Here is a 21,563-nt window from a genome sequence, read left to right as displayed (position 1 = left end):
TGGATTCCCCCCTTATTTAATCTGCGTATTTAAGTTGTTGATCCGAAACAGCGTCTCTTCTTTACGTTCCAGATCCATTGGTTCCAGAATCAACGAATCGCCGCCCCAGCTGATAACCGCATCGCGTAGATTGCGCAACTCTTGCTTTCGCTTGCCGAAAATGATCAAGATAAACTCTTCAGATACCAGCTTTTTTTCTACGGCTACGTTTTGTTTCTGTTTGATATCGATATAGCGCAGTTGTGTGCGCAGCTGCTGCCGGCGTCGTGGATCGGTTTCCCGCTGCACTGCCTTCAGCACTTTAACGTACCGACTCTGCCAGTATGACTTTTGCTTAGAAGCATCGACCGGGAAAGGACTGATAATAATTTTCATATCATCGACTGCGGTCTGTAAGAAATGATGAAACCCGTCAATGATCTGCTGCTGTTCTCGGCCGGACATCGTGCCGACGCCTTGCCCGCGAATATTCAGCATATCGGCATAACCATCAGCTTTTTCCCGCAGCATGATAAAGTGATCGGCGTCCTTGGTAAAGCCGCGATAGGCCAGCAATTCCAGCATCGTGGCACTGGGTACGTTCTCTGATCCGCGGTAGTGTTCGCTATCTAATTGCTCTTGTTGACGTTTTTTACCAAAAAGTCCTGCAAAAGCTCCATGCCGCTGCTGACCAGCCATATCTGCACTTGCGGTTCCTCTAATCGCCAAAGTTCTGGTCCTCCTCTCTCATCTGAGCTACCGTTTTAAATTCGTAGTAGCCGAATGACTTAAACAGTCTTGGCTGCCGATTAACAATCAGCATCCAGATCACCTCAAAATTACGCTTGCCTGGGTTCGTATGCGGACGCAGATCCAGATAAATCGCCAAAATTACTGACGTGATCATAAACAGCGTCTGCTGCACTGTCTGCTCAGCTGGAAACAGATTGCCAAGCAGAAAGGCGCTGCCAATTACAATTCCAAAGCATCCAACGTCCTTAAGAAAAACACCGGTAAAAAACTTAATTTCCGATCGGACGTCAGGAACAACGCCAAAATCCATATGACGGCCTCCTTTTCTTGTTATTAATTCATCAACCAATAATACCTAGCAGTGCCAATCACTCAACATTCGCCAACCTCGTTCCAACCTTGGAACGAGGTTAAAAAAAGAGCCAGCCTTACGACTGACTCTTTAGTGGTTATTCATCATCTTCAAACGGTGCTGATTCTCGTCCGCTGACGTGCCCGCGCTGGGACATGTTGAAGCGTCGACTCGAGAGATAGCTGGTACTGGACTTCTCCAGTTTCTTACCAGCCTGATTGATTCGTTCGCTTACGCTTGGCTTTTCAACCGTCGTTTGCGGCGTATCGTGCGTTACCGTCTTCGTATCCGGTGCCTTTTCGTCACTAATCGACGGTGCAGTTCCTTGACTAGCATAACCAGCATTACCGTTATCATATTCATAGCCACCGCCTCTCGTTGGCTCTAACGTTCCGGTTGGTTCTGCTGATTGATGCGCTTTTTCCGACATATCAAATTTATCCGGCGCCTCGCCATTAATGCCGTGATCTGCTAATCCTGGCTGAGCATTGCCGCTATGGCCATATGCTTCCTGAGCATCGATTCCAGGTTCAGCAATACCGTTACCCATTTCAGAGTCAGCAAATGGCTGATTGCCTTGACTATCAATTCCGGGTTCAGCAATGCCGCTGCCCATTTCAGAGCCGGTAAATGGCTGATCGTCTTGACCATCGATTCCAGGTTCGGCAATACCGTTACCCATTTCAGAGTCAGTAAATGGCTGATCGTCTTGACCATCGATTCCATGTTCAGCAATACCGTTACCCATTTCAGAGTCAGCGTATGGCTGATCGTCTTGACTATCGATTCCAGGTTCGGCAATTCCGCTGCCCATTTCAGAGTCAGCAAATGGCTGATCGTCTTGACCATCGATTCCAGGTTCAGCAATGCCACCGTCCACAGCTGGATCTTCATAGGCACTCGGCTGACCATCCAGGTTTTGATCGCTGCCTGCATCTCCGATATTTTCACCGTCGACTTCGCCAATTCCCTGACCACCTTGGCCATCGCTGCCATAGCCGGCTTCTTCGCCCAACTCATCACTGCCGCCAATTCCTGTTGCCGGGCCATCGATCGTGTCGCCCTGTTGATCATAGTTAGTAGCATCATAAGGATTATTGTTCATGCTGTTGTCAGCGTTGTTGTCGACACTGGTGTCAGTCTGGCCAGAATTGTTGTTTTCACTGGAATTGTCAGCATTTTGAGTATTGCTGTTGATTCCGGTTGCGTTGTGATTATTGGACGGATTCTGACTCAGGTTATGGTTGGCTGAGTTATTCTGCAGATTATCGTTATCGTTGATACCGTGATTATTCTGCGATTGATTGCCCAGTGCCGTGTTGTTGCTGGAATCATGCGACTGATTGTGTGAGTTGTTGGAACCGTTGTTGCTATAGATTCCCTTGCTGGCGCTTTTGCCAAAACTGGAAACCTTGTTGAAGCCCCAGCCAGCAGCTCTGGCACCCATACCAGCCATGGCACCGCCCATCGCGCCGGCCGCCAGGGCATGCCCGCTTTCGTCGGCAAAGCCCTGCGAAACACCAGTAACGCGTTCAAAGTAGCTGATCCCGGCCAGCATTGCATAGCCGGCACCGGCGTAGATCACGATCACGGCCAGAGCGTGCGTGATCCACGTCATATCAGTTGGGAGCTTTGATGGTGCTACGGAAATGAAGATGAAGAACATCTTAAGGACCAGAACGATCAGGACCATAGAAAGATACAGACCCACGATCGAGTTAACCAGATCGCGCAGTTTTTTTGGACTGCGCACTGACTGGAACGCCAGAATCGGCGCAACCAGATTCATGGCCGTCAGCTCAAAGATATCCTTGACCACACGGATTGAGGCAATCAGAAGAATGACGCCTAAGATAATTGATTGTCCCAACAGTCCCATCCAGTCAACGTCATAGCGCGCATAGACGTCATCGTTGTTAGAGCCTGCCCCAACACCAGTAGCGTTTTTTACTAGAATATAGCCGCCGCCAGTCTGCTTAGACTCATCATTTAAGTGATACTGGAGCGGTGCCGTATAGTTCTTGTAAGGATCCTTATCCAAGCCCAGATTTTTGAGCGTATCTTTATCCAGATAATCGCCAAAATCCAAATTGCTTACATCGTTTTCATCACTAATCGTATTAAGTTTAGAGATATTCAGCCGATCTGGGTTTTCCTGCCAGCCGTGCCGGACAACGGTACTTAGATCAATGATATTGTTTTTAATTGGCTGAATTGCCAGATCATCAGTCATGCCTTTGTCGCTAGCCTTATTTAAGTCCTTACGGGCCGAGATTGCGACGTTGCCAACACCTGATGTTGATCCGGCGCCACTGACCGTACGCATCATCAATGGCAGAACCGTCAGCGTCAAGGCAACCATTAAGACGTTCGGCAAGATCTTGCCCCACTTGACAGCGTGACCCAGCGACTGCAGCACAATCACGATTAATGCTGCTCCCAGTAAAGCCCAGCCAATCGAAAACATCACGACGTACAGTCCATGCAGTGGCGATCCCTTGCTGGACAAGGTACCGTCCCAGCCCAGCAGGCTGAAGGTTGCCGTAAAGATTTTTTCAAAGCCGCGGTTAAAATCGTAAATCCAGTGTACCGGCACGGATTGAAACCAACCGGCCATCTTGCGAAACATACCCCAGGTCAGATGCAGATGCGGTCCCCATTCCTGGTAAAATTTGACAATTTGGCTGCTAGATCCGTCCGTAATTGGACTGTTGCTGACTGCCTGCGACAATTCACTATCTGTTGGCGCCTTGACTGCAATGATCGGCACCAACTGCAGCAGCAGGCTTTTAAGCATTGTCAGCATTAAGCGTTCCCCCCTTCAGAAGTTTCAGTTTTTAGTTGCAATATTTGATCCTTTGCTTTGTCAAAAAACTCTGGCTTGCCATCAAAAAGGCCAGCCAAGCTTTTCCAGCTGTTGTTTTCCGGCTTCGACCAGTAGTCATGCGTATCTTTCAAGAAGCGCATGCGTCGTTCGCTTGGCAAGCCTTGTGCCAGCAGCGTATAGACTACTCGAAACGTGCCATCTAGCAGTTCTTGGTTTTGCAGTTCGTCCGCTGTAAAAATCTGATCGTCATCATCGACCAGATCATTCGTGCCAAAAACATCATCAGGCTGCAGAAATTCTTTCATGAAATCTTCATCGCCCAGATGAGGCTTAGCTCCATGCGGCTGATCGCTGGCCATCGAATCGTCGTTGCCAAACGGATCTACCGGTGTTGCCTGTTGGCCATCGTCCATCAGCTCAAGCAGCTGATTATAGGCGTTATCGTAGTTGATGCGCAACGCTTTTAAGTCTAGCGAGCGATGCGGCGATTTAATGCCAATATCGGATAAGGTCATTTGATCATTGAACTCATGCCGCAGGAACGTATATCTGAATGGCATGGCCGTCTGACCATGGTCAAAAATTGGCATTGCAGCAACCGAATGGCCTTTTTGATCCTGACGATAGACTGACCGCAAGACGACCATTTCCCCACCCATCAGCTTCATCAGGTCATTCATTGACATGATATCCTGGCTGATGAATTGGTTTGAGAAGCTGGTGCCATGCACATCGCCCATTTTGCCGGAACTGGTCTGCACGTTGACAGTCCGCTTACCGATTTTGGCCGAAATAGTTTCTGCCGTCTTTTTGGATTCCGTCAGAATGTATAGGAGATTGGCACAGTTGGACTCAATCGTATCTGCCTGCTGCTGTGAGTAGTTGATCTGCAGTTGCTCCAGGTTTTGCACGATGATATCAAACAGCAGGTTTTGCCCCAGACCAATCGATACCTTAGTATCCATATGCGAAATTGGCGGCAAGTTCCCAAATTCATCAAGCAAGAAATGCACTCGCGTAAAAGACTTACGCCCGTTAGCCAGCGCCGTAGAGTAGATCGTGTTGAAAATCTGATCAACGGCAAATGCCGGCAGCTGGTTGTACGATGGATTGTTTGGCGGCGTCACCAGGAACAGGGCCACTGGCGACTCTGAATAGTCCATCTTCATTTCCGCAACGTCGCCAGCCAGCTCATTCTGCTTGATCGTCAGCTTGACCTCTTTTAGCAATGGCTGATGCGTATATGGATCACGTTTAAACGAATGCGCCGTAAAACCATTGCGCTGATACAGCTTGCGGCCAGTGACCACGAGTTTGGCATCACGATAGTCCGGTTCGTTTTTGCGATAGTCGAAATCAATTTTGATCGTAAAATTATCTGGCAGCTTAGCCTTGATCGCGTAGTTGAGCATACCAACCTTATCAACGATCTGCGTCCGCTTCTCCAGCTTTTTGCCACTATCATCATCAATCTCAATCACCGCCGTCTTAAACTTGTAGCGTTCTGGCAGCCGAAAGCGCATCGTCCGTGGAAAACCGATACTCTCAAAATTAACTGAATTTTTTGAGGTCAGCTTGGCAATATTGGACTGCTGATAGATCTTGATTCCTTCCATTGCCGAAGAATAAATGTTACCTGAAGTCTCATCACCGGCAAATTTTGATTGCGCAAACGAGTCCAGTGCCATCTGCCGAAACTGGCTATAGTGCTTTTCGTTGAGTTTCTGCATTTGTGCAAAGTAGACAAGCAGCTTGTTTTTCTGCCCGGCAATCGATGAATCGCTAGGCATTTTGAGACTTTTGTCCGCCATCAATTCCTCTGCACTTGGTACGATATCGCCACTCGCATTGACGTTGACTTGCTTAGAACCAAGCTCCGTCATCATATGCAGTACGTTGTCCATCGTTACCTCGTCCCAGCGATCGTTACGTTTAGCATAGTCAACAACTGCCAGAATCAATGCGTTCAGCAGGTTGATCGATGAGTTCTGCCAGAATTTATCCTTAGCATTCGGATCGACATAGATACTTGACGACAAGGTATTGACAGCCTGCTGCGTTTCATCATAGTAACCTTCTTTGGCAAATGAGATTATCTGCTGCAACGGATTATAGCTCATGGAGAAGTCCGTATTCTGAAGGTTAAGCACCTGTACGTTGTAGCCCCGCTTCCTCAGCGTCTCATAGCTCATCTGGTACAGTTCACCTTTTGGATCGTTAACGACCATAGAGCACTTTTCCGAACCGCGTGACAGAATATCAACTAACGGCATAACCAGCGTCTCACCTTTACCAGAACGAGTAATCCCGACAATCAGGGAATTAACCGTTGTCTGATCAATTGAGTAGAACCCTTTGGCCGGTTCGACAAATGGCAAAGCATTCTTGAGCATTGGCAAGCGCGTTGCCAGCTGACTGACCTCCGGCGCGAAATAATAGCGCAGCCAGGCAACCGGGTGATGCTTCAGAAAAACCGGTGCCGTGGCTTTAATATGCGAGACGGGAATCCCGCCGACGCCATCATATTCAAAGCCGCGATCTGGAATCTGCGGATACTGTACCAGCACCTCATCTTCCGTTGTTAGTCGATCATTGCCATACTGATTGCCATGATTCGGCCGCCATTTAAGCCAAGTCTTGATCACCAGCGGCAGCATTACCCCGGCACCGATCAGTTCAATCACTGCAAAAATCAGCGGATTGCTCCGCATGACCTGATAATTGCCTAAGTTGGCCGTTTGCCAACCGTTGCTCAGTATTGCAAATACTTGTGCGTTGACTTGACCATTCAGAAACTGATAGCTATCCGGCGAATGAAACCAGTCAATCGTTGCCCGGATTCCCGCGGTCAGCCAACAGTTAAGCCAGCCGACAAAGAGCGCCCAGCAGATCCAAATTATCGTCAGGACGATTGGTTGTCCGATCAAGCGTCCCTGTTTTCCATCTTTACGGTGTCTTTCCCTATCATAGTTAAAGGCCAATAGCACCACCATCCTTTCGTAACTTCAGACAAAAGCTTAGTTTAAATTCCAGTTCAGACAAGTTCCGCCATCAAAACAAAAACGACCATTGTCTGCAAGACAACAGTCGCTTAATTGGATATTACTTGTTAGCATCGCTGACCTTATTAGCCAGATCAGCATCGCCGGCTTGGTTCAGCAATGATACTGCCTGCGTTGAGCGGTAGCGATCGTTCATGGTCAAGTCGGTTCCCATTGCTTTAACCGCTGCATCGGCAGCCTTAGCGTCGTTGTTGATAATTGCCTTATCCAAGGCGTAGTACTTTTCGTTCTTGTACTTGTCGAGTTCAGTACCGTTGCTTGCATGCAGGGCATTCAAGGCAGCCTGAGTCTCATCGGTCGTTGAGCTGGTCTTGTAGGATTCCTGCACAACGTTGCTGTTGGCTTGTTTAGCCTTAGCAACCTTCTTGTTCATCGTCTGCGTAATCTGTTCTACGCGAGCAGCGTTTTCCTTATGCTGCCGGTAAGTGTAGTAGCTAAATCCGCAGATCATCAGTACCAGCAGCAGGAAGAACATGACAACCAGTCTTTTGACTCCATGCAGCATGCCGTCCATCTGTTTAGTGTATTGTTCGCCGTGCCCTTTTGACGTTTGATGATCATCGGCGGCAACTGCTGCAGAGTCAACTGTAGCGACACGCGTTGCTGGTTGTTGCGGCTGCATTTCGGTGGCCAACTTGAATTTAATGTAGTTGGACAGCGTTGAATTCAGCTCATCGTTTTTATTCTCGGAATCCTTAGTGCTCAGTTCCTTGGCAGCTGCCAGTTTTTCATTCATTAAAGAATCATTTTTCTCCTGCAGCAGCTGTTTATCGCTCTTGAGCGCAGCATTTTCATTTTCCGCTGTCGCCCGCAGTGCTTCAGTGCGAGACAGCTGTTCCTTTAAGTCGCTGATCGTCTTGTTGGCTTCTCGCAGTTCCTCAAATGGCGCTTGAATTCGCTGCTTTTCTGTCTCCGAACGATTTTCTGAAATGACAATCTGTTTAGCATTCAAATGCTCATTCGTCACTTGCGTCCGATAATCGTCCAATTCTTGCGTTTCATCAGTCAGCATCTGCTGGAGCAGATCCAAGCCATTGACGCGCAGCTGGGCAGCATCTTCGCGAGCCTGCAATTCGTAGTGTCGCTGTTTCTCTTGACGCAGCTTAGCTTCCGCATCGTCATTCCGTCGCTTGATCTCAGCCCACTCCGTATCAAACTTCTTATTGGCTAGCTGTTCGTAACGCTTGCTAAGTCGCTGTTCAGCCTGTTGTTTGTTGTTTTCGGAATCGCTATTGATTTTGCTTTGCTGTTGGTGATAGACACGTTCAGCTTGCTCCAGATCATCTTCGCGTTGCCGATCGATTTTGGCATATTCGGCTTTTAATTCGCGCTGTTTTGCAGCATACAGCTCATTGGCAATCTTAGCATGCAGATTTGCTGCATCGTTTTTGTGCTGCTTGCGGAAATTTGCAATGGCCTTTTCAACCTTAGTCTTATAACTTTCGCGCAGATCAAGAATGGCTTTTTCATTTTTGTCATTGATTTTTTCCGCGCTGTTTTGCAGCAGTGCATTAAAGGTTTTCTTGCGCTGGTTCAGCTGATACTCAACGTAGCCATGCTGCCCTGGTTCAACCGGATCAAGTTCTTCCACCTCGAACTGCGGTGCCGAAACATGCCCCTTTTCACGGGCAAGTTTTTGTTCATCGTCCGCCGCATCGGTTACGGCTCTGACAGCTGAGCGCGTCTCATGTACTGGAGCAGCCGGTGTAGCTGACTTGGCAGCAGGCTTTGGCTTTTCAATTGGCACCGGTGCTGGCGTGCTTACCGGTTCAGCAGCAACTGTTTCAGTTGTGCTTGGCTTATCATCTTCAATTGGATGATCGCTGAAGGTATGCGTTTTTGCGTCATAATACTGTTTTTTGGGTTCTTCCGCCGGCGGTTCGCTGGTTGAATAGGCTGGCACGTCAAGCGTAACAGCTCCCTTTTCAATCTCAGCCTTTTTTGGCAGGCGGGCAATTTCATTTTCACCAACGTTCACCGACTCCAGATAGGCCTGCTTTAAGTCTTGGCAGATCTCAATCTTTTCATCATAGGAAACATCGCTGTTTTCTGGCAGATTGAAGATCGTTTCAAAAATTACTTTAGTCAGATTTTGGTAGTCGTAGTTAAGTTTAAAGCCTGGCAAAGTAATGTATTCGTGCGGATTGCCGTCTTCAGAGTTTGGCTTGCCCATTTTGGCTTTTTTAGTTTTGTCAAACAGCCAAATAGCCAGATAGTCAAACTCGATCGGATCTGCGGTTTCGGCAACCACGTCACGCAGATTATCAAACAGATCCTCAGCCGTCTTAAGTGTCGCAAACGGCAAGGTTTGATCCAAAGCTGGCAGACCATTATTTTTTTCCGTTTCAGAGGCGCTTTGAATTGCCTCGGCAACCTGCGTATTGTTTTCCGGTTTGAATTGATCGGCAAACTCTAAGCGAATCGTATATTTGTCATCAAGCATGATGCTTTTCTTTTTATTTTTTCTATGAAAAAGTCCCATCGCTAAATCTCCTTATTTATTTTTAAAAATTAATACATGAGTAAGCCTAAACGGATTTTATAGTTAGACAAGTTTCGCCAAACAAAAAACCAGCCGAAGATTCGACTGGTGAAATAATATTAGGAGATTTATTGAGTAGTTATTCTGAGAAGTTTTGGTTAGCGTAGCCTTCCAGCCAGCTCAGCAGGAACCAAGCGGCAATGCAGACAACAATACCAACACTGGCTTGAATCCAGCGTTTCTTTGCTTTCCGCGCAGCTTCTTCGCCACCAATACCAAACAGGCCGGCGCCCCACATGATAGAAGCACCCATACCAACCAGCGCAGCGATCTTAAGGTCATTAGCAATCGTCTTGATCGTGTTGGCCGTGTTCTGACCAACGTCCGCGTTAAAGTACAGGGGACTTACCACATGCGTTTGGTATCCAGCCCAGAGATTAAGCATCCAAGTAGGCATTTTCGTTCTCCCTTCTAACAAATTTCGTTTTTACAAACGATCTTTTACCCAGAATAAACATTTTTTTCATTAGTTTAAGTTTCGCCACGCTAATAATTTTGGTTTGAATCTGTTTTAGAATCGCCCGCGTCAGGACGGAAAGTTTCCGTTGGCGTCGACGTCTCATTTTCAAAAGAATTTGTTTCTGGTGGCATAACTACCGGCAGTTTAGCCAGCCACTGCCTAACCTGGTCCGTGGACTCAAGGTGATACAGTTCCATAACGCGTTCACCGATCTGTTGGGCAACCTTGGCCTCTTCTTCCTGACTGATCCGGTTTAGTTTTGAGCGGGCTGCCTTCAGCTTGGCCAGTGCCTGCTCATACTGTTCCTGAGCATTGAGAGTTTTTTTATTCGTAAATTTAGCTTTAGCCAACTTTTGTGCCTTCTTTCGAATTGGTGTCCAGCAGCTGCTTAAAGACAATTTGCCGGCCATTGATCAAATGACGCTGCAGCGGCTGACGTTCTAGTTGCGTCCGATGGTCAGAAACCTCGGTCTGAATCGTGTGATAGTGATTATCCGGCGTGCTTTCCAACTGCAGAATGATCATGGATAATGGCGCCGTGACATCACGTTCGATAACGCGCTCCAACGGCCGGGCGCCATTCTTAACGTCAGTGCCGACATCTGCCAGATAATCAATCAGATCCTGTTGGAATTCCAGCTTAAAGCCGTGTTCGGCCAAGCGCTGATTGATGACCTTTAAGTCGTTTCTGGCGATCTGTTCGATGATATCGCGTGTCAGCATGTTAAAGACAATTTTGTGCTGGATTCGGTTTACAAACTCCGGCCGGAAAATGTTGGTCAGCTCCATCTGTACCTGCTTGCGGAAGGCGTCCCGACGACGAATGCGTTGCCGTGGCGTCTCATCGACCAGTGAAGCCTCGTCAATGGCGTGCTCATAGGATTCCTTATCTGCAATCAGATCCGCCCCCAGGTTTGTCGTCATGATGATAATTGAGTTGCGGAAGTTGGTTGACCGCCCACGCTTGTCGCGCAGCTCACCATCATCAAGCACCTGTAAGAGCCGATCATGCACAGCCGTACATGCCTTTTCAATTTCATCAAACAGCAGAATACAATATGGTTGTCGTTTAATTTGATCAGTCAGCAGTTCTTGAAAATGATCCAGTGAGGAACGTTCACTGAATTCTGACATATCGAACCGCACCATTGCCTCTTCATCGTCAAACATGACCTTGGCCAGGGCCTTTGATAATGCCGTTTTGCCTGTTCCCGTCGTACCCAGGAAAAGAAACGAGCTGAGTGGCTTATTTGGTGCCTGCAGGCCGGCCTTGGCAATCGTGATCGCATCAGCCACGGCTTTAATAGCTTCGGGCTGTCCCTTGACGGTTTCGCCCAGCTTCTGCCGCATATTGCGCAGACGTACGTTATCATTGCGCAGCACGTTGGTTACTGGAATACCCTTCATTTCCTGAAGCACCAAGGCAATCTCTTTTAGTCCGACCTTATCTTTGCCATGCGTTGCAGCAATGGCTCCGGCTTGATCCAATAGATCGATTGCCTTATCAGGCAGATAGCGGTCAGCAATATAGCGAATTGATAGATCAACGCAGCCAACGACGGCTTTGTCAGAATATCTAACCTGATGATACTTCTCATAGGTTCCCTTGATGCCACGCAGAATTCTGATCGCCGTTGCCCTTGTCGGCTCATTGACCAGCACCTGCTGGAACCTTCGCTGCAGAGCTGGATCGCGTTCGATGAACTTATCGTATTCGTCAAGCGTTGTTGATCCGATCAGCTGTATATCGCCCCGCGCCATTGCCGGTTTTAAGACGTCGCCCAGATCCATTGCACCATTGGTTGAATCCACGCCCATAATAGTGTGAACCTCATCAATGAAAAGGATATTCTGGCCTTTTGTTGCTTGAAATTCTTGAATCAAACCTAACATTTTACTTACCGTATCGGTCTGCCCAAGCGCAGCAATCTGTAGAACCCGAATTCGTTTGTCATTAAGCTGCCGGCCGGCCTTTTTTCGGACGATCAGCCGAGCCAGGCCCTCAACAATGGCCGTCTTACCAACACCCGCCTCACCAATCAGAATCGGATTGTTTTTAGAGCGGCGATTTAGGTTGTAAATTACCTGCCGAATCTCGTCATCACGGGCAATCGCCCGGTAGGCATCAGGATTTAGTGCTACGGCTGCTGTTAGATCATCAGTGTATTTATCCATCAATGGTGTTTCAGTCACTGTACCGCCTCCTTTCTACGGTTGTGAAAGCAAGATCGCCTCAATGATATTGGAAGTCTTGATCTGTTTAACACCCGTGTCATACCAGTAGCACTCAATCATTTCGTTCCGTTGACAGAAGCTGACCTCAAAGCGACGCATTAAAAATGGGTTGTCGATCTCCCATGTATCCTTGGTCAGCTGATTAGATACGAACCAGTAGTTGCTGTTCAGACCCGCCCGCTCCATCGCATCGCGCAGTTCGTAAATGCGCAGCCTGGTCAGTGTACTTAGTCCATCTTCCCGCCAGCCAATTGGCAACCGGTTCGGCGCAGTCAAGTCAGTCATGATTGACTTATCTGACCAGCGTTGCGCACTCTGACGGGAGTCTTTATTCAGCTTGTGGACGACATCAGCTGTGTAGCCGCTTTGGTTAAGTGCACGAAGCGTCTGAAAATGTTTCTGCTCCATGGTCTGCACCCCCATTCACATTGATCCGATCCTTACCAAAGATTTTCGCTATCGTCATCATCTTCTTCATCAGAATCAGCTTCACCATCATCAGACCATTCATCATCGTCGTCTGCTGCATCTTCTGACCATTTACCGGCCAAGTCGGTGGGATCAGTTTCGGCTGCTTGTTCGCTGGCTGTTTTTTCAGCCTCGTGTTCAGCGAACTTTTCTGCCACGTCATCGCCAGTCCCAACGGTTTTGGCTTCTACAACGTCAGCAGATTCATCTGGTTGCTTTTCTTGAAAATCCCAGTTAAAGCCATCGACGTTTTGGACTTCATCGGTGATAAAGTCGTCATCGTCTTCATCTTCTTCATCATCGTCGTCATTCTGAAATTCCTTAGCAGGATCGTAGTCGTCAATCAGACTCGTATCGGTAGTTGATGCTTCCTTATTAACTGACGCCAGTTTAATCGGCTGCTCTGCTGGCATTTCTTCAGGTTCGTCTGCTTTTTTGGCATCAGCCGCTTCACTTGATTCAATATTTGAACTGGCTGCCGGCATTTCATCTGCAGCTGTATCGTCTGAATCAGCAGGCAGTGATTCTTCACTTGCCATTGCTGATTTTGCTTCGGATTCGGCTGCCGGGGATTCTTCGATTTTATCTGCAGATACAGGTACCATTGGTTTTTCTTCAATTTTTTCTGTAGGAGCAGGTGCTGCCGGTGCCTCAGCGATCTGTTCTGCCGTTCCAAACCTGAATAACATGACGCCTCCCAGATCAGCGTAGTTCTTTTGGAAAAGTCTTAGACTCCAGTAAGACCCCATTTTCGGTTCAGTATCGGTTACGAAGTACTGTTGGTAGTCGTCTTGCGACACCATGATATCCAGATCGCCGCATTCAGTGCTGAACGTCAGCTGCATTAGGTTGTTGAAGTATGGTTCTTGTTTGATAAAGTGTCCGCGGATTTTAAACATAATGATTCACTCCTCTTATTTTCTTAGTCCTTGTCAAAATCAGGAACAAAAGCGATAAATTTGTGGCCCTTGTATTCTCGTTCGCCGAGTTGGCCGGTAATTTGGCCCTTCTTGTAGTCAAACGTAATGGTATTGCCTGCGGAAAGCTCTGTTAGCTCCCCTTGCGTCCAGGTATGTTCGCCCCATTTGGCATTGATCTGGACCGGCTTTCCTTGGTAGGTTACGTCTACCTTGTCTCGTTTTGGATATTGCTTCTTTTCCGGCTTGCCAATGGTTTGCTCAACTAATGCCATGTTCTGCTGCAGCAGTGGCTTATCATGCGTAATGACCGTATTAATGGAATTAAGTACCTTTTGCGGTTCCAGCTTAAAAGCACCCACGGCATCCATACCGCGAAAAAGCTGTTCTGTAGCCTTCGGCGAAGCAATCATGGTTCCCCGGGCAATTACAGCCGACATCAAGCCGGTTTCCGTCAGTGACAGCACACCTTTGGTATCCTTCAGCAAGTGTGAGTTGCTTTTGGCCGAGGTCAGCTCAGCCATGGTGCTCTGCTGGGTAGCCCCAGTACCTATCCCATACTTGCCGTAGTTAGCCAACCGTTTGAACAGCCAGGCTTTGGTTGGTTTAGATGGCTTTGGATTAGCTCCCTCGGCAACGATCGACTTAGCTTGCTTGCCTAATGGTTTTGGCGCTTTAGGCAGTTCACCCTCGCAATAGATCTGCTTGTAGTTGTAGTTGGCTGGCACGTTGTACTGCGTTCCGAAGGCCGGATATTCTTCAATAACTGCGGTTACGACCCGATACAGGTAGTCTTCGCCCAGGATTGCCAGGGCCGTCCGACCAAGCAGACAATAGATATCCTTGGCGCATTGCAGGTCATTTTTATTCTTCAGCGCCTTTCCCAATTCATCGAGGCTGGCTGGTACCTTGGATCCCGGCCGGTTAGCACCGTGCGTAGCAGAATCCTTGACCAGTTCCTTGCGTGGCGCTGTATGCGTCAATAGCTTAACGTTGACACCTACCAGCAGGGCAATCTCTTTTGAATTCTGCACCAGCTCATTGAACTGCTCACTGGTAATCACTTTATCCTCAGTTCGTGGGTAGGAGACATAACCGGCTTCGTAGAGTTGCTGGTAGACGTTTTTGATCTGATTCGATGAATATCCTTTTTTACTCAGCAGCGCATCGACTTTGGCCAGATCAAGCAGTGTTTTGGGCATGTTCCGCTTATTTTCCATTTTCAAACGCTTAACATGCACCGGCGACTGATACTGCTGCAGCTCCTGTTCCGCCATTGCTTTGTCGCTATGCCGAATCTTAGCCAGCTGCTCTTCATCGTCCTTGGCTACCTTGCGAGCATAGACATGGCCTTGATCGTCTTGAAACTTAACCTCGAAATATGGCTTCTTGACGTAGTTTTTGATTGCCTGCTCACGTTGATAGACCATCGACAGCATGACTGACTTCAAGCGTCCCTGATTAACTACCTTGACGTAGTAGCCGGCATTGCGAATGTAGCTGGTAGCCAGTCGTGTTAGTTGCATCGAGGCAAAGTCCCACTTAGAGCGGACATTGGCTTTCAAGTAGTCGCCGTCTTGCGACTGGTCCGAAACGTCCTTAAGATTGCGCATTGCCTTAACGATTGACTTAGGCGTCTCATCGTCGTGATACTCACGATAAACCTTGCCGTCCCAGCCGATTGCATTGATAATTTCCCAGGCCAGCAGCTCCCCTTCGCCAGACGGATCGTTATCAGTAGCAATCACAATTGCTTGCGAAGATTGGCTGACTTTTTTAATTTGGCTTAAGAGCTTTCTGATATTGGACCCTTTCGTTGGCTCCTTTTTCCAACTGAAATCAGCCAGATTCCAAGGCATATTCTCCGGCTCCCAGGAACTGTAGCGATCTTTTAAATCATTGGATACCTGATCTTTTGGCTCTGCCAGTTCCATCAAGTGTCCCTGCGCATGCACGATCTGATAGCTATGACCGTCAAAGCTGCCACTCATGCCGCCCAGCGCTTGGGCGAAATTGTCGGCTGCTGACTTTTTTTCCGTTAAAATCATGTATTCTGCCATTTTGGACTCCCTTCTAGATTCCCTTAATTCAATGGTACTTAATAAAGTTAGTTGAAATCAGACTTTGTTCAACTTTCGCCAGAATATATAAAAAAGGCAACGATTGTTTCGTCGCCTTTGGTTAACCTCGTTCCAAGGTTGGAACGAGGTTACTGATTCTTCTTTTGACGCGCGTGCCCGGCAAGACTTTGCGTCACTGTTTAATGCAATGTTTTCTTTAACATACAGGCATCAAGCTGGTGGCGATTCAACCGCACCATTTTGCCAACAACGACGAACGGTATATCGCCATCTGCGATCCAGTTTTGCAGCGTGTTTACGGAAATATTCAAGTATTTTGCAGCCTGCTGCTTATTCATATACTCTGGCCACGTTTGTTCATCGCGCCGAGTTGCCGATCCAACCACCTGGACTGCTGCATCTTTTACTATTTCTAAAATCGCCTGCTTCAAATCATCTGGCAGTTCCAGCTTGACCTTGCTTGTATTCTCAGTAGTTGCTGACACATCGTTCACCTCTTTATAAATTAAATATAGTAGGAATGTGGGAATTCACACTCTAAAACTAAAATACCCGGTAATTGAATCAATGCAACAATGGCCTTCTTTTCGTTTAACCTCGTTCCAAGGTTGGAACGAGGTTGCGGCAAAAGTAGTATCATTAGATTAAATCGTTAGAATTTCGATTGATCCTTTAGCTATGCGCGTGCCCGGCAGCCGTAAATTCATAGAAAGAAGGATCAATCATGTGGACTGAACCCACAAAAACCGGCAAAGTTAAGTTTGTCGAACAATTCAAAAACCCTCTGACGCTCAAGTACACGCGCGTATCAATCACGATGGACAAAGAAACCAATACCACGCGCAAGTTGGCGCAACAAACCCTAAACAAGCGGATTGAAGAGAAGCTTCATTATCTTGAGGACGGTCAGATCAAAGAAGGTGTTACATTCGGTGAACTGATTGAAGAATTTGATAATTACTATCAGCAAACGGTCAAGTCTTCAACATTTGCACAATGGAAAAAATTCAAAGCTTGTATTCTGAAAAACTTTGCTTCTGACATTTTAGTTTCTAAAATCACCAATAAATATCTGACCAACACAATAGAAGCCATGATCTATCAGCGCGGATACAACAATGCTTATGTTGGTCAGATCAAGTCTAAGATCAATCAGCTGATGCGCTATGCGTACCGGCACGACTATATCGCAGCCCCAATTGGTCAGCTTGAAATCAATTGGAAACGCGATAACTCTGCGAAAAGCATTGAAGATAAGTACCTTGATGATGATGAAGTCAAACAGGTCCTAGAAGCCGTTAGAGCGATTAATTTAGTATATGCTGACGTCTTGATGTGGCAATATCTTACCGGTATGCGAATCGGTGAGGTCCTCGCTCTGCAAGTCAAGAAAGTTTTTCAAGAAGCAGGCAAGTGGTTTGTCAAAATTGACTGTACGTTGGAGTACTTTAACAAACGCAAAAGCGAGTTTACGATTAGCAGCACCCCTAAAACCCAAAGCAGCAACCGTACTATCCTTCTGCCAGATAAGGCAGTCAAAATTTATCGCCTTTATAGTTTGGGCAAGCAGCCTGATCAACTTTTGTTTAGCGTTGAAACTAAAAACGGTACTTTTCTTCACCCCCTTTCAATAGATAATCGGCTTAAAATTGTTCAAAAAATGTTGGAATTAGACAAACCGCTGTCGACTCATATTTTTCGCCATACCCACGCTTCTAAATTAGCTGAGCTAGGCGTGCCAATTGAGCTGATCTCAAAGCGGTTGGGTCATAAGGATTCCACCATTACGCGCCAGATCTATCTGCATGTAACAAAAAAGGCCGCTGAACGATACAGCGGTCTGATTAATAGTCTTGACGTATGATTTTCCCCTTCAATGTCTCTCACGGTTTTTTAACAGGTCTGCAATCGTTGAAAATATTAAGGCTAAAGCATTTGCAAAATGAATGTTAAAAGCTATTGATGATTTTGAGACCTAACTATGGCATTCTGAAGTCAGTGTGATATAATGCAAACATAAATCATGACGAACGCACCTCGTCTGGTTTGGGCATGGAACGATTGCCTGCTGATGCAGACAACAACGCGACGATTGGTTGACAACCCCTGTGATAGCTGTGAGTGGACAGCTGCATTCAACCAATCCTCCCCATAATAAAAAGTCGCGCAATCCATTGTCAAAATTATCAGGACCCCCCCTGGTATGAGAAAAAGCCGCTAAGAAACTCCCCTGTTTCTTAGCGGCTTTTTTGTTAATCATGAATCACGGATTTTATATCATCGTAATCAAGGTTATCAGCAGGCATTATGCAAAAAATCCTGTATAACACATATGATAAAAATATCATTACCTACTTTTTTCAAAAAATCAATGCATAGTAGGTAAAAATAAATGTATATTGAGTTAGGGGCCCCTAACATTACCTACTATTGAGCAAAAAAGGCCTAATCGTAGGTAATTCACAAAGTCGGTCTGGCCCAATCAGCTCCTATCAGCGCCAAAATATACATCTTTACCTACTATTTCGGAAAAAGGCGTCAATAGTAGGTAAAGTTCAGTCGGCCGCATATACAGTCCCTCTACAGTTACCTACTTATGACTAAAAATCAAGGAATAGTAGGTAATTTCGGCTTTCTTAACTTATCGAGGTCCAATTTTTTCACAATATCAGCTGGCTGATGGATATCTGCGACCTAATCATGCAAAAAACGTTCAATGATAGGCATCACTGCACCAAGATCGGGGTGTGTCAATAATTTTATGTAAATAATCTTCCTGTGCGCATGATGAAGCCTGGTTTTCAAAAAATGAGATACTGCTGTTGCAATGCAAGAAAATTTTTGTTCAATGCTTTACAGCGAAGTGCTCCCCGGCCTCGTTGCCATAAAATCCTGCTAAGCATTGATTACGGTAACGATCGCGATTAGAAACTGTAACTAGATCAGGCTTGCATTGAACCAACGCTGCTAACCATGATTAACGCCCCTTCAAAAGCAAGATTCAGACCAGGTCTTTAAGTCATGATCATTGACCGTCCCGAATACTGCCCAGAATCAGTCAAACGTCATGGCAATAACCGATGTATTTAGCCGCCTCAATTTTGACTGCTTTTCACCAGCTTAGAGCAATCACCCCTCTGCCGCATCTATTTTGAGGCAGAGGGGATTGTATCAGTCATCATGATCATCAGCAAGCAATCGTGCCAGTTTCCGAGCCAGATTCTGCCGCTGCAAGGGCGTCATCTTAGCCAGCAGCTTATCAATCAGTGCCGGCGTCTGATTTAAAACGTCGATCAGCGCATCAACCAGCCGCTCATCATCGGCCAGCGCCATCAATTCCTGTACCAGCGTGTCAACCTGACTGCCTGCAACCTCTTGACGGCTCACCGGTGCATCGTCTTTAGCTTCCAATTGGGCCTGGGCCGCTGCTGCCTTGAAAAAAGCCCGCACCCGATCGCCGCCGTCGCGAACCGCTTGACGATACAGATCCTCATCCAGCGTGGAATAGACGCCCGCCACTTTAACGAACGCGCCAAACGCCAGCATGGCATCAATTACCAGCTGCACGTTCTCAGCTTTGATCTGCTCATGCTCTAACAGCCATTCAAACAGATAGGCTGTGGGGGCAGTCAAATCGCTGGTTAGGGTTTCCGGATGGCTGGCAATCAGATAGCGATTCAGATAAACATCCGCCAAACGCAGATACTGCTGCATCCTGGTGTCGTCAACCATTTCCGTCTGTTCCAAGTAGTCATGATAGCGACGCAAAAAGGCATCATTGACCTGACGCATTTCCCTTACGATTGCGGCATAGCCCGTCCAAGCAGGCGTTTTTTGAATCTGATCATCCCATTGGTGGAACAAGCGATAATCAAATTCCCATGCCGACTTTTCTGCCATGCTGCCTTTTCTTTGAGCCGGCAGACGCCATTCTTGATTGATCTGGTCTTTAAAGCGAACGGCCGGCGCGATTTTAGGCTCCCTTAGATCGCAAAAAACCTTCGTACTGCTGCCCAGCGTTAAGGAAAGAATCCCCAACTGATTGAGCAGCTGGTCATCATCCAGTCGTTCAACGTCAATCTTGGCCAGCTCGGGCGCATATGCACGAAAGGCTTTTTCAACCAGGAAGTCGGCGGTCATGTTTTGATAGCTGACCTCACCGTGTGCAATGCAGTTGACGTATTCAGTAAGCTTGATGGAACTGATTCCCATCCCAGCCATCACAAACATTAAAACCTGTCTTAAAACCGAAACGGGACTGACTTTTAGAAACTCGGCACCCGGCAGCACGATTGGCATCTGCGTATTGCGGTTGATACACAGCAGCATGCCATAATCCTGCATGGCTACCTCACGAATGATCCAGTCGCATAATGACGTTTCCGGAACGTATTGCGGCTCTGGAGCACTAATCAGCGTCTTTTTAAATGCAGGGGTGAGTTTTTTGCTGACAATTAGCATTTGTTAACACCACCTCTTGTTTGATTTATCAAGATATTACTACCTATTAAGGATAACGCAATTTAGGAAACATTTTCAACCGCTTTCAGCAAAATCTGTCGTATATTCTGGTAAAAGAAAGACAGAATATGCTTTTAAGCCATTTTTTATGCCAACAAAAAAGCATCAGCATCTTCAGCTGGTGCTTTTGAATGTTCGGTTGGCTAATTAAATAAATGCAGCTTCTCGATTCGTTCAACAGCTTCAACCAGGCGCTTAGGCTTAATCAACAGACCAATCCGGACATATCCTTCGCCATGCTCGCCAAAGCCATTGCCAGGTGCTACGGCTACGCCCGCCTTATCCAGCAGCAGATCGGCAAACGTCTCGCTGGTAAAGCCTTTTGGTACCGGCATCCATGCATAGAAGGTTCCCCTTGGCACATAGGCATGCCAGCCGATCTTTTCAGCTGCTTGAACGAAGGCATTGCGCCGTTTTTCATAGCGGTGCACGATCTTTTTAATCTCGGCATCACGCTCCGGCTTCTTTAAGGCATCGATCGCGGCATACTGCAGGGCAGGGAACAGACTGACAAACAGGTGATCCTGAATCAGGTTCAAGGCATGAATGATATCAGCATTGCCTACCGCAAACGCGATTCGCCATCCGGCCATATTAAACGTCTTGGAGTAGGTATAGAATTCAACGCCAACTTCCTTGGCCCCAGGCGTTTCCATAAAGCTGACCGGCGCCTGATCGTCAAAGCCCAGCGCGCCATAGGCAAAGTCGCTGATAATGCCAACGTGATACTTTTTAGCCCATTCAACCAGCTTGACGTAAAATTCCTTGGTTGCCACGGCGCCAGTTGGGTTGTTGGGATAGTTCAGATACATAAACTTTGCCCGCTGTGCCGTTGCTTCTGGAATCTTATCCAGGTCCGGCAAGAAGTCATTTTCAGCCAGCAATGGGAAAGTTTCAAACTTAACCTCGCCTAAAGCCGCTCCCGACCAGTAGTCAGGATAGCCAGGATCAGGCAAGAGCAGCGTGTCGCCTGGATTCATCAGCGCCCATGGCAGTTCGACCAGTCCAATCTTGGAGCCGCCTAGAATCGCAACCTCGGTATTAGGATCAAGATGCGCACCATATTTTTCCTGATAAAAATCAGCCGCGGCCTGCTTAAACTCGGGCAGTCCTTGAAATGGCGAATACTTGTGCGTCTTCGGATCCGCCACCCACTTTTGAGTACTCTTGACGATATATTCTGGCGTTGGCTTGTCTGGATTGCCCTGCCCCAGGTTGATGACGTCCACGCCTTCTGCTACCTTGGCATTTACTTTGGCAACCAGATTGGCAAAGAACTGTTTTGGCAGCGTGTCCAGCAGTTTTGATTGTTGAAATTCCATTATGATCTTCCTTTCAAAGTTTAGTCATGTCAATACGGCAAGAT

15 protein-coding genes are annotated in these 21,563 nt (G+C 47.2%); 1 reads left to right on the top strand and 14 read right to left on the bottom strand.

Annotated elements, in window-relative coordinates; all coding sequences use genetic code 11:
• Positions 1-12 precede the first annotated feature (12 nt).
• The 12 genes from ABC765_RS04875 to ABC765_RS04820 all read right to left on the bottom strand — a co-directional run bounded on the left by ABC765_RS04875 (position 13) and on the right by ABC765_RS04820 (position 16,161).
• The gene (locus tag ABC765_RS04875) at positions 13-708 is read right to left on the bottom strand and encodes a hypothetical protein (protein WP_347963524.1); all 696 of its coding nucleotides are present in this window, start codon (positions 706-708) and stop codon (positions 13-15) included.
• The gene (locus ABC765_RS04870; RefSeq protein ID WP_034540337.1) at positions 698-1,042 is read right to left on the bottom strand and encodes a DUF5592 family protein; all 345 of its coding nucleotides are present in this window, start codon (positions 1,040-1,042) and stop codon (positions 698-700) included. The genes ABC765_RS04875 and ABC765_RS04870 overlap by 11 nt, the downstream gene beginning before the upstream one ends.
• Positions 1,043-1,181: 139 nt before the next feature.
• The gene (locus tag ABC765_RS04865; protein ID WP_347963523.1) at positions 1,182-3,890 is read right to left on the bottom strand and encodes a pLS20_p028 family conjugation system transmembrane protein; all 2,709 of its coding nucleotides are present in this window, start codon (positions 3,888-3,890) and stop codon (positions 1,182-1,184) included.
• Positions 3,890-6,892, bottom strand: a complete 3,003-nt coding sequence (locus tag ABC765_RS04860; protein WP_347963522.1) for a VirD4-like conjugal transfer protein, CD1115 family — start codon at positions 6,890-6,892, stop codon at positions 3,890-3,892. Before ABC765_RS04860 ends, ABC765_RS04865 begins: the two co-directional genes overlap by 1 nt.
• Positions 6,893-7,013: 121 nt before the next feature.
• Positions 7,014-9,455, bottom strand: a complete 2,442-nt coding sequence (locus ABC765_RS04855) for a hypothetical protein (protein WP_347963521.1) — start codon at positions 9,453-9,455, stop codon at positions 7,014-7,016.
• A gap of 139 nt (positions 9,456-9,594) precedes the next feature.
• Positions 9,595-9,900, bottom strand: a complete 306-nt coding sequence (locus ABC765_RS04850; RefSeq protein WP_052088811.1) for a hypothetical protein — start codon at positions 9,898-9,900, stop codon at positions 9,595-9,597.
• A gap of 101 nt (positions 9,901-10,001) precedes the next feature.
• Complete coding sequence (locus ABC765_RS04845) at positions 10,002-10,325, bottom strand: hypothetical protein (RefSeq protein WP_270360009.1); 324 nt, start codon at positions 10,323-10,325, stop codon at positions 10,002-10,004.
• Positions 10,318-12,150 carry an AAA family ATPase gene (locus ABC765_RS04840; protein WP_376752222.1) on the bottom strand — a complete coding sequence of 611 codons (1,833 nt, stop codon included), beginning with the start codon at positions 12,148-12,150 and terminating at the stop codon, positions 10,318-10,320. Before ABC765_RS04840 ends, ABC765_RS04845 begins: the two co-directional genes overlap by 8 nt.
• Positions 12,151-12,183: 33 nt before the next feature.
• Positions 12,184-12,618, bottom strand: a complete 435-nt coding sequence (locus ABC765_RS04835; protein WP_347963519.1) for a hypothetical protein — start codon at positions 12,616-12,618, stop codon at positions 12,184-12,186.
• A 32-nt stretch (positions 12,619-12,650) separates the two neighbouring features.
• Positions 12,651-13,577, bottom strand: a complete 927-nt coding sequence (locus tag ABC765_RS04830; RefSeq protein ID WP_347963518.1) for a hypothetical protein — start codon at positions 13,575-13,577, stop codon at positions 12,651-12,653.
• A gap of 23 nt (positions 13,578-13,600) precedes the next feature.
• Positions 13,601-15,655 (bottom strand): DNA topoisomerase, encoded by a 2,055-nt coding sequence (locus tag ABC765_RS04825; RefSeq protein WP_347963517.1) that lies wholly within the window; start codon positions 15,653-15,655, stop codon positions 13,601-13,603.
• 200 nt (positions 15,656-15,855) lie between these two features.
• Entirely contained in the window at positions 15,856-16,161 is a 306-nt protein-coding gene (locus tag ABC765_RS04820) for a helix-turn-helix domain-containing protein (RefSeq protein ID WP_270360016.1), read from the bottom strand.
• A gap of 239 nt (positions 16,162-16,400) precedes the next feature.
• Here ABC765_RS04820 and ABC765_RS04815 point away from each other — a divergent pair, with 239 nt between their 5' ends.
• A complete protein-coding gene (locus tag ABC765_RS04815; protein ID WP_347980861.1) occupies positions 16,401-17,540 on the top strand; it encodes a tyrosine-type recombinase/integrase in 1,140 nt (379 codons plus the stop codon).
• 1,307 nt (positions 17,541-18,847) lie between these two features.
• Here the strand turns inward: ABC765_RS04815 and ABC765_RS04810 are convergent.
• Entirely contained in the window at positions 18,848-20,137 is a 1,290-nt protein-coding gene (locus ABC765_RS04810; protein WP_347980860.1) for a hypothetical protein, read from the bottom strand.
• Positions 20,138-20,340: 203 nt separating this feature from the next.
• A complete protein-coding gene (locus ABC765_RS04805) occupies positions 20,341-21,519 on the bottom strand; it encodes a pyridoxal phosphate-dependent aminotransferase (protein ID WP_347980859.1) in 1,179 nt (392 codons plus the stop codon).
• Positions 21,520-21,563 lie beyond the last annotated feature (44 nt).

Origin of the sequence: Limosilactobacillus sp. WILCCON 0051, assembly GCF_039955095.1 — a bacterium.
Taxonomy (GTDB): domain Bacteria; phylum Bacillota; class Bacilli; order Lactobacillales; family Lactobacillaceae; genus Limosilactobacillus; species Limosilactobacillus allomucosae.
Note: the sequence above shows the minus strand (reverse complement) of the source record. Positions and strands in the feature narration are given on the sequence as shown.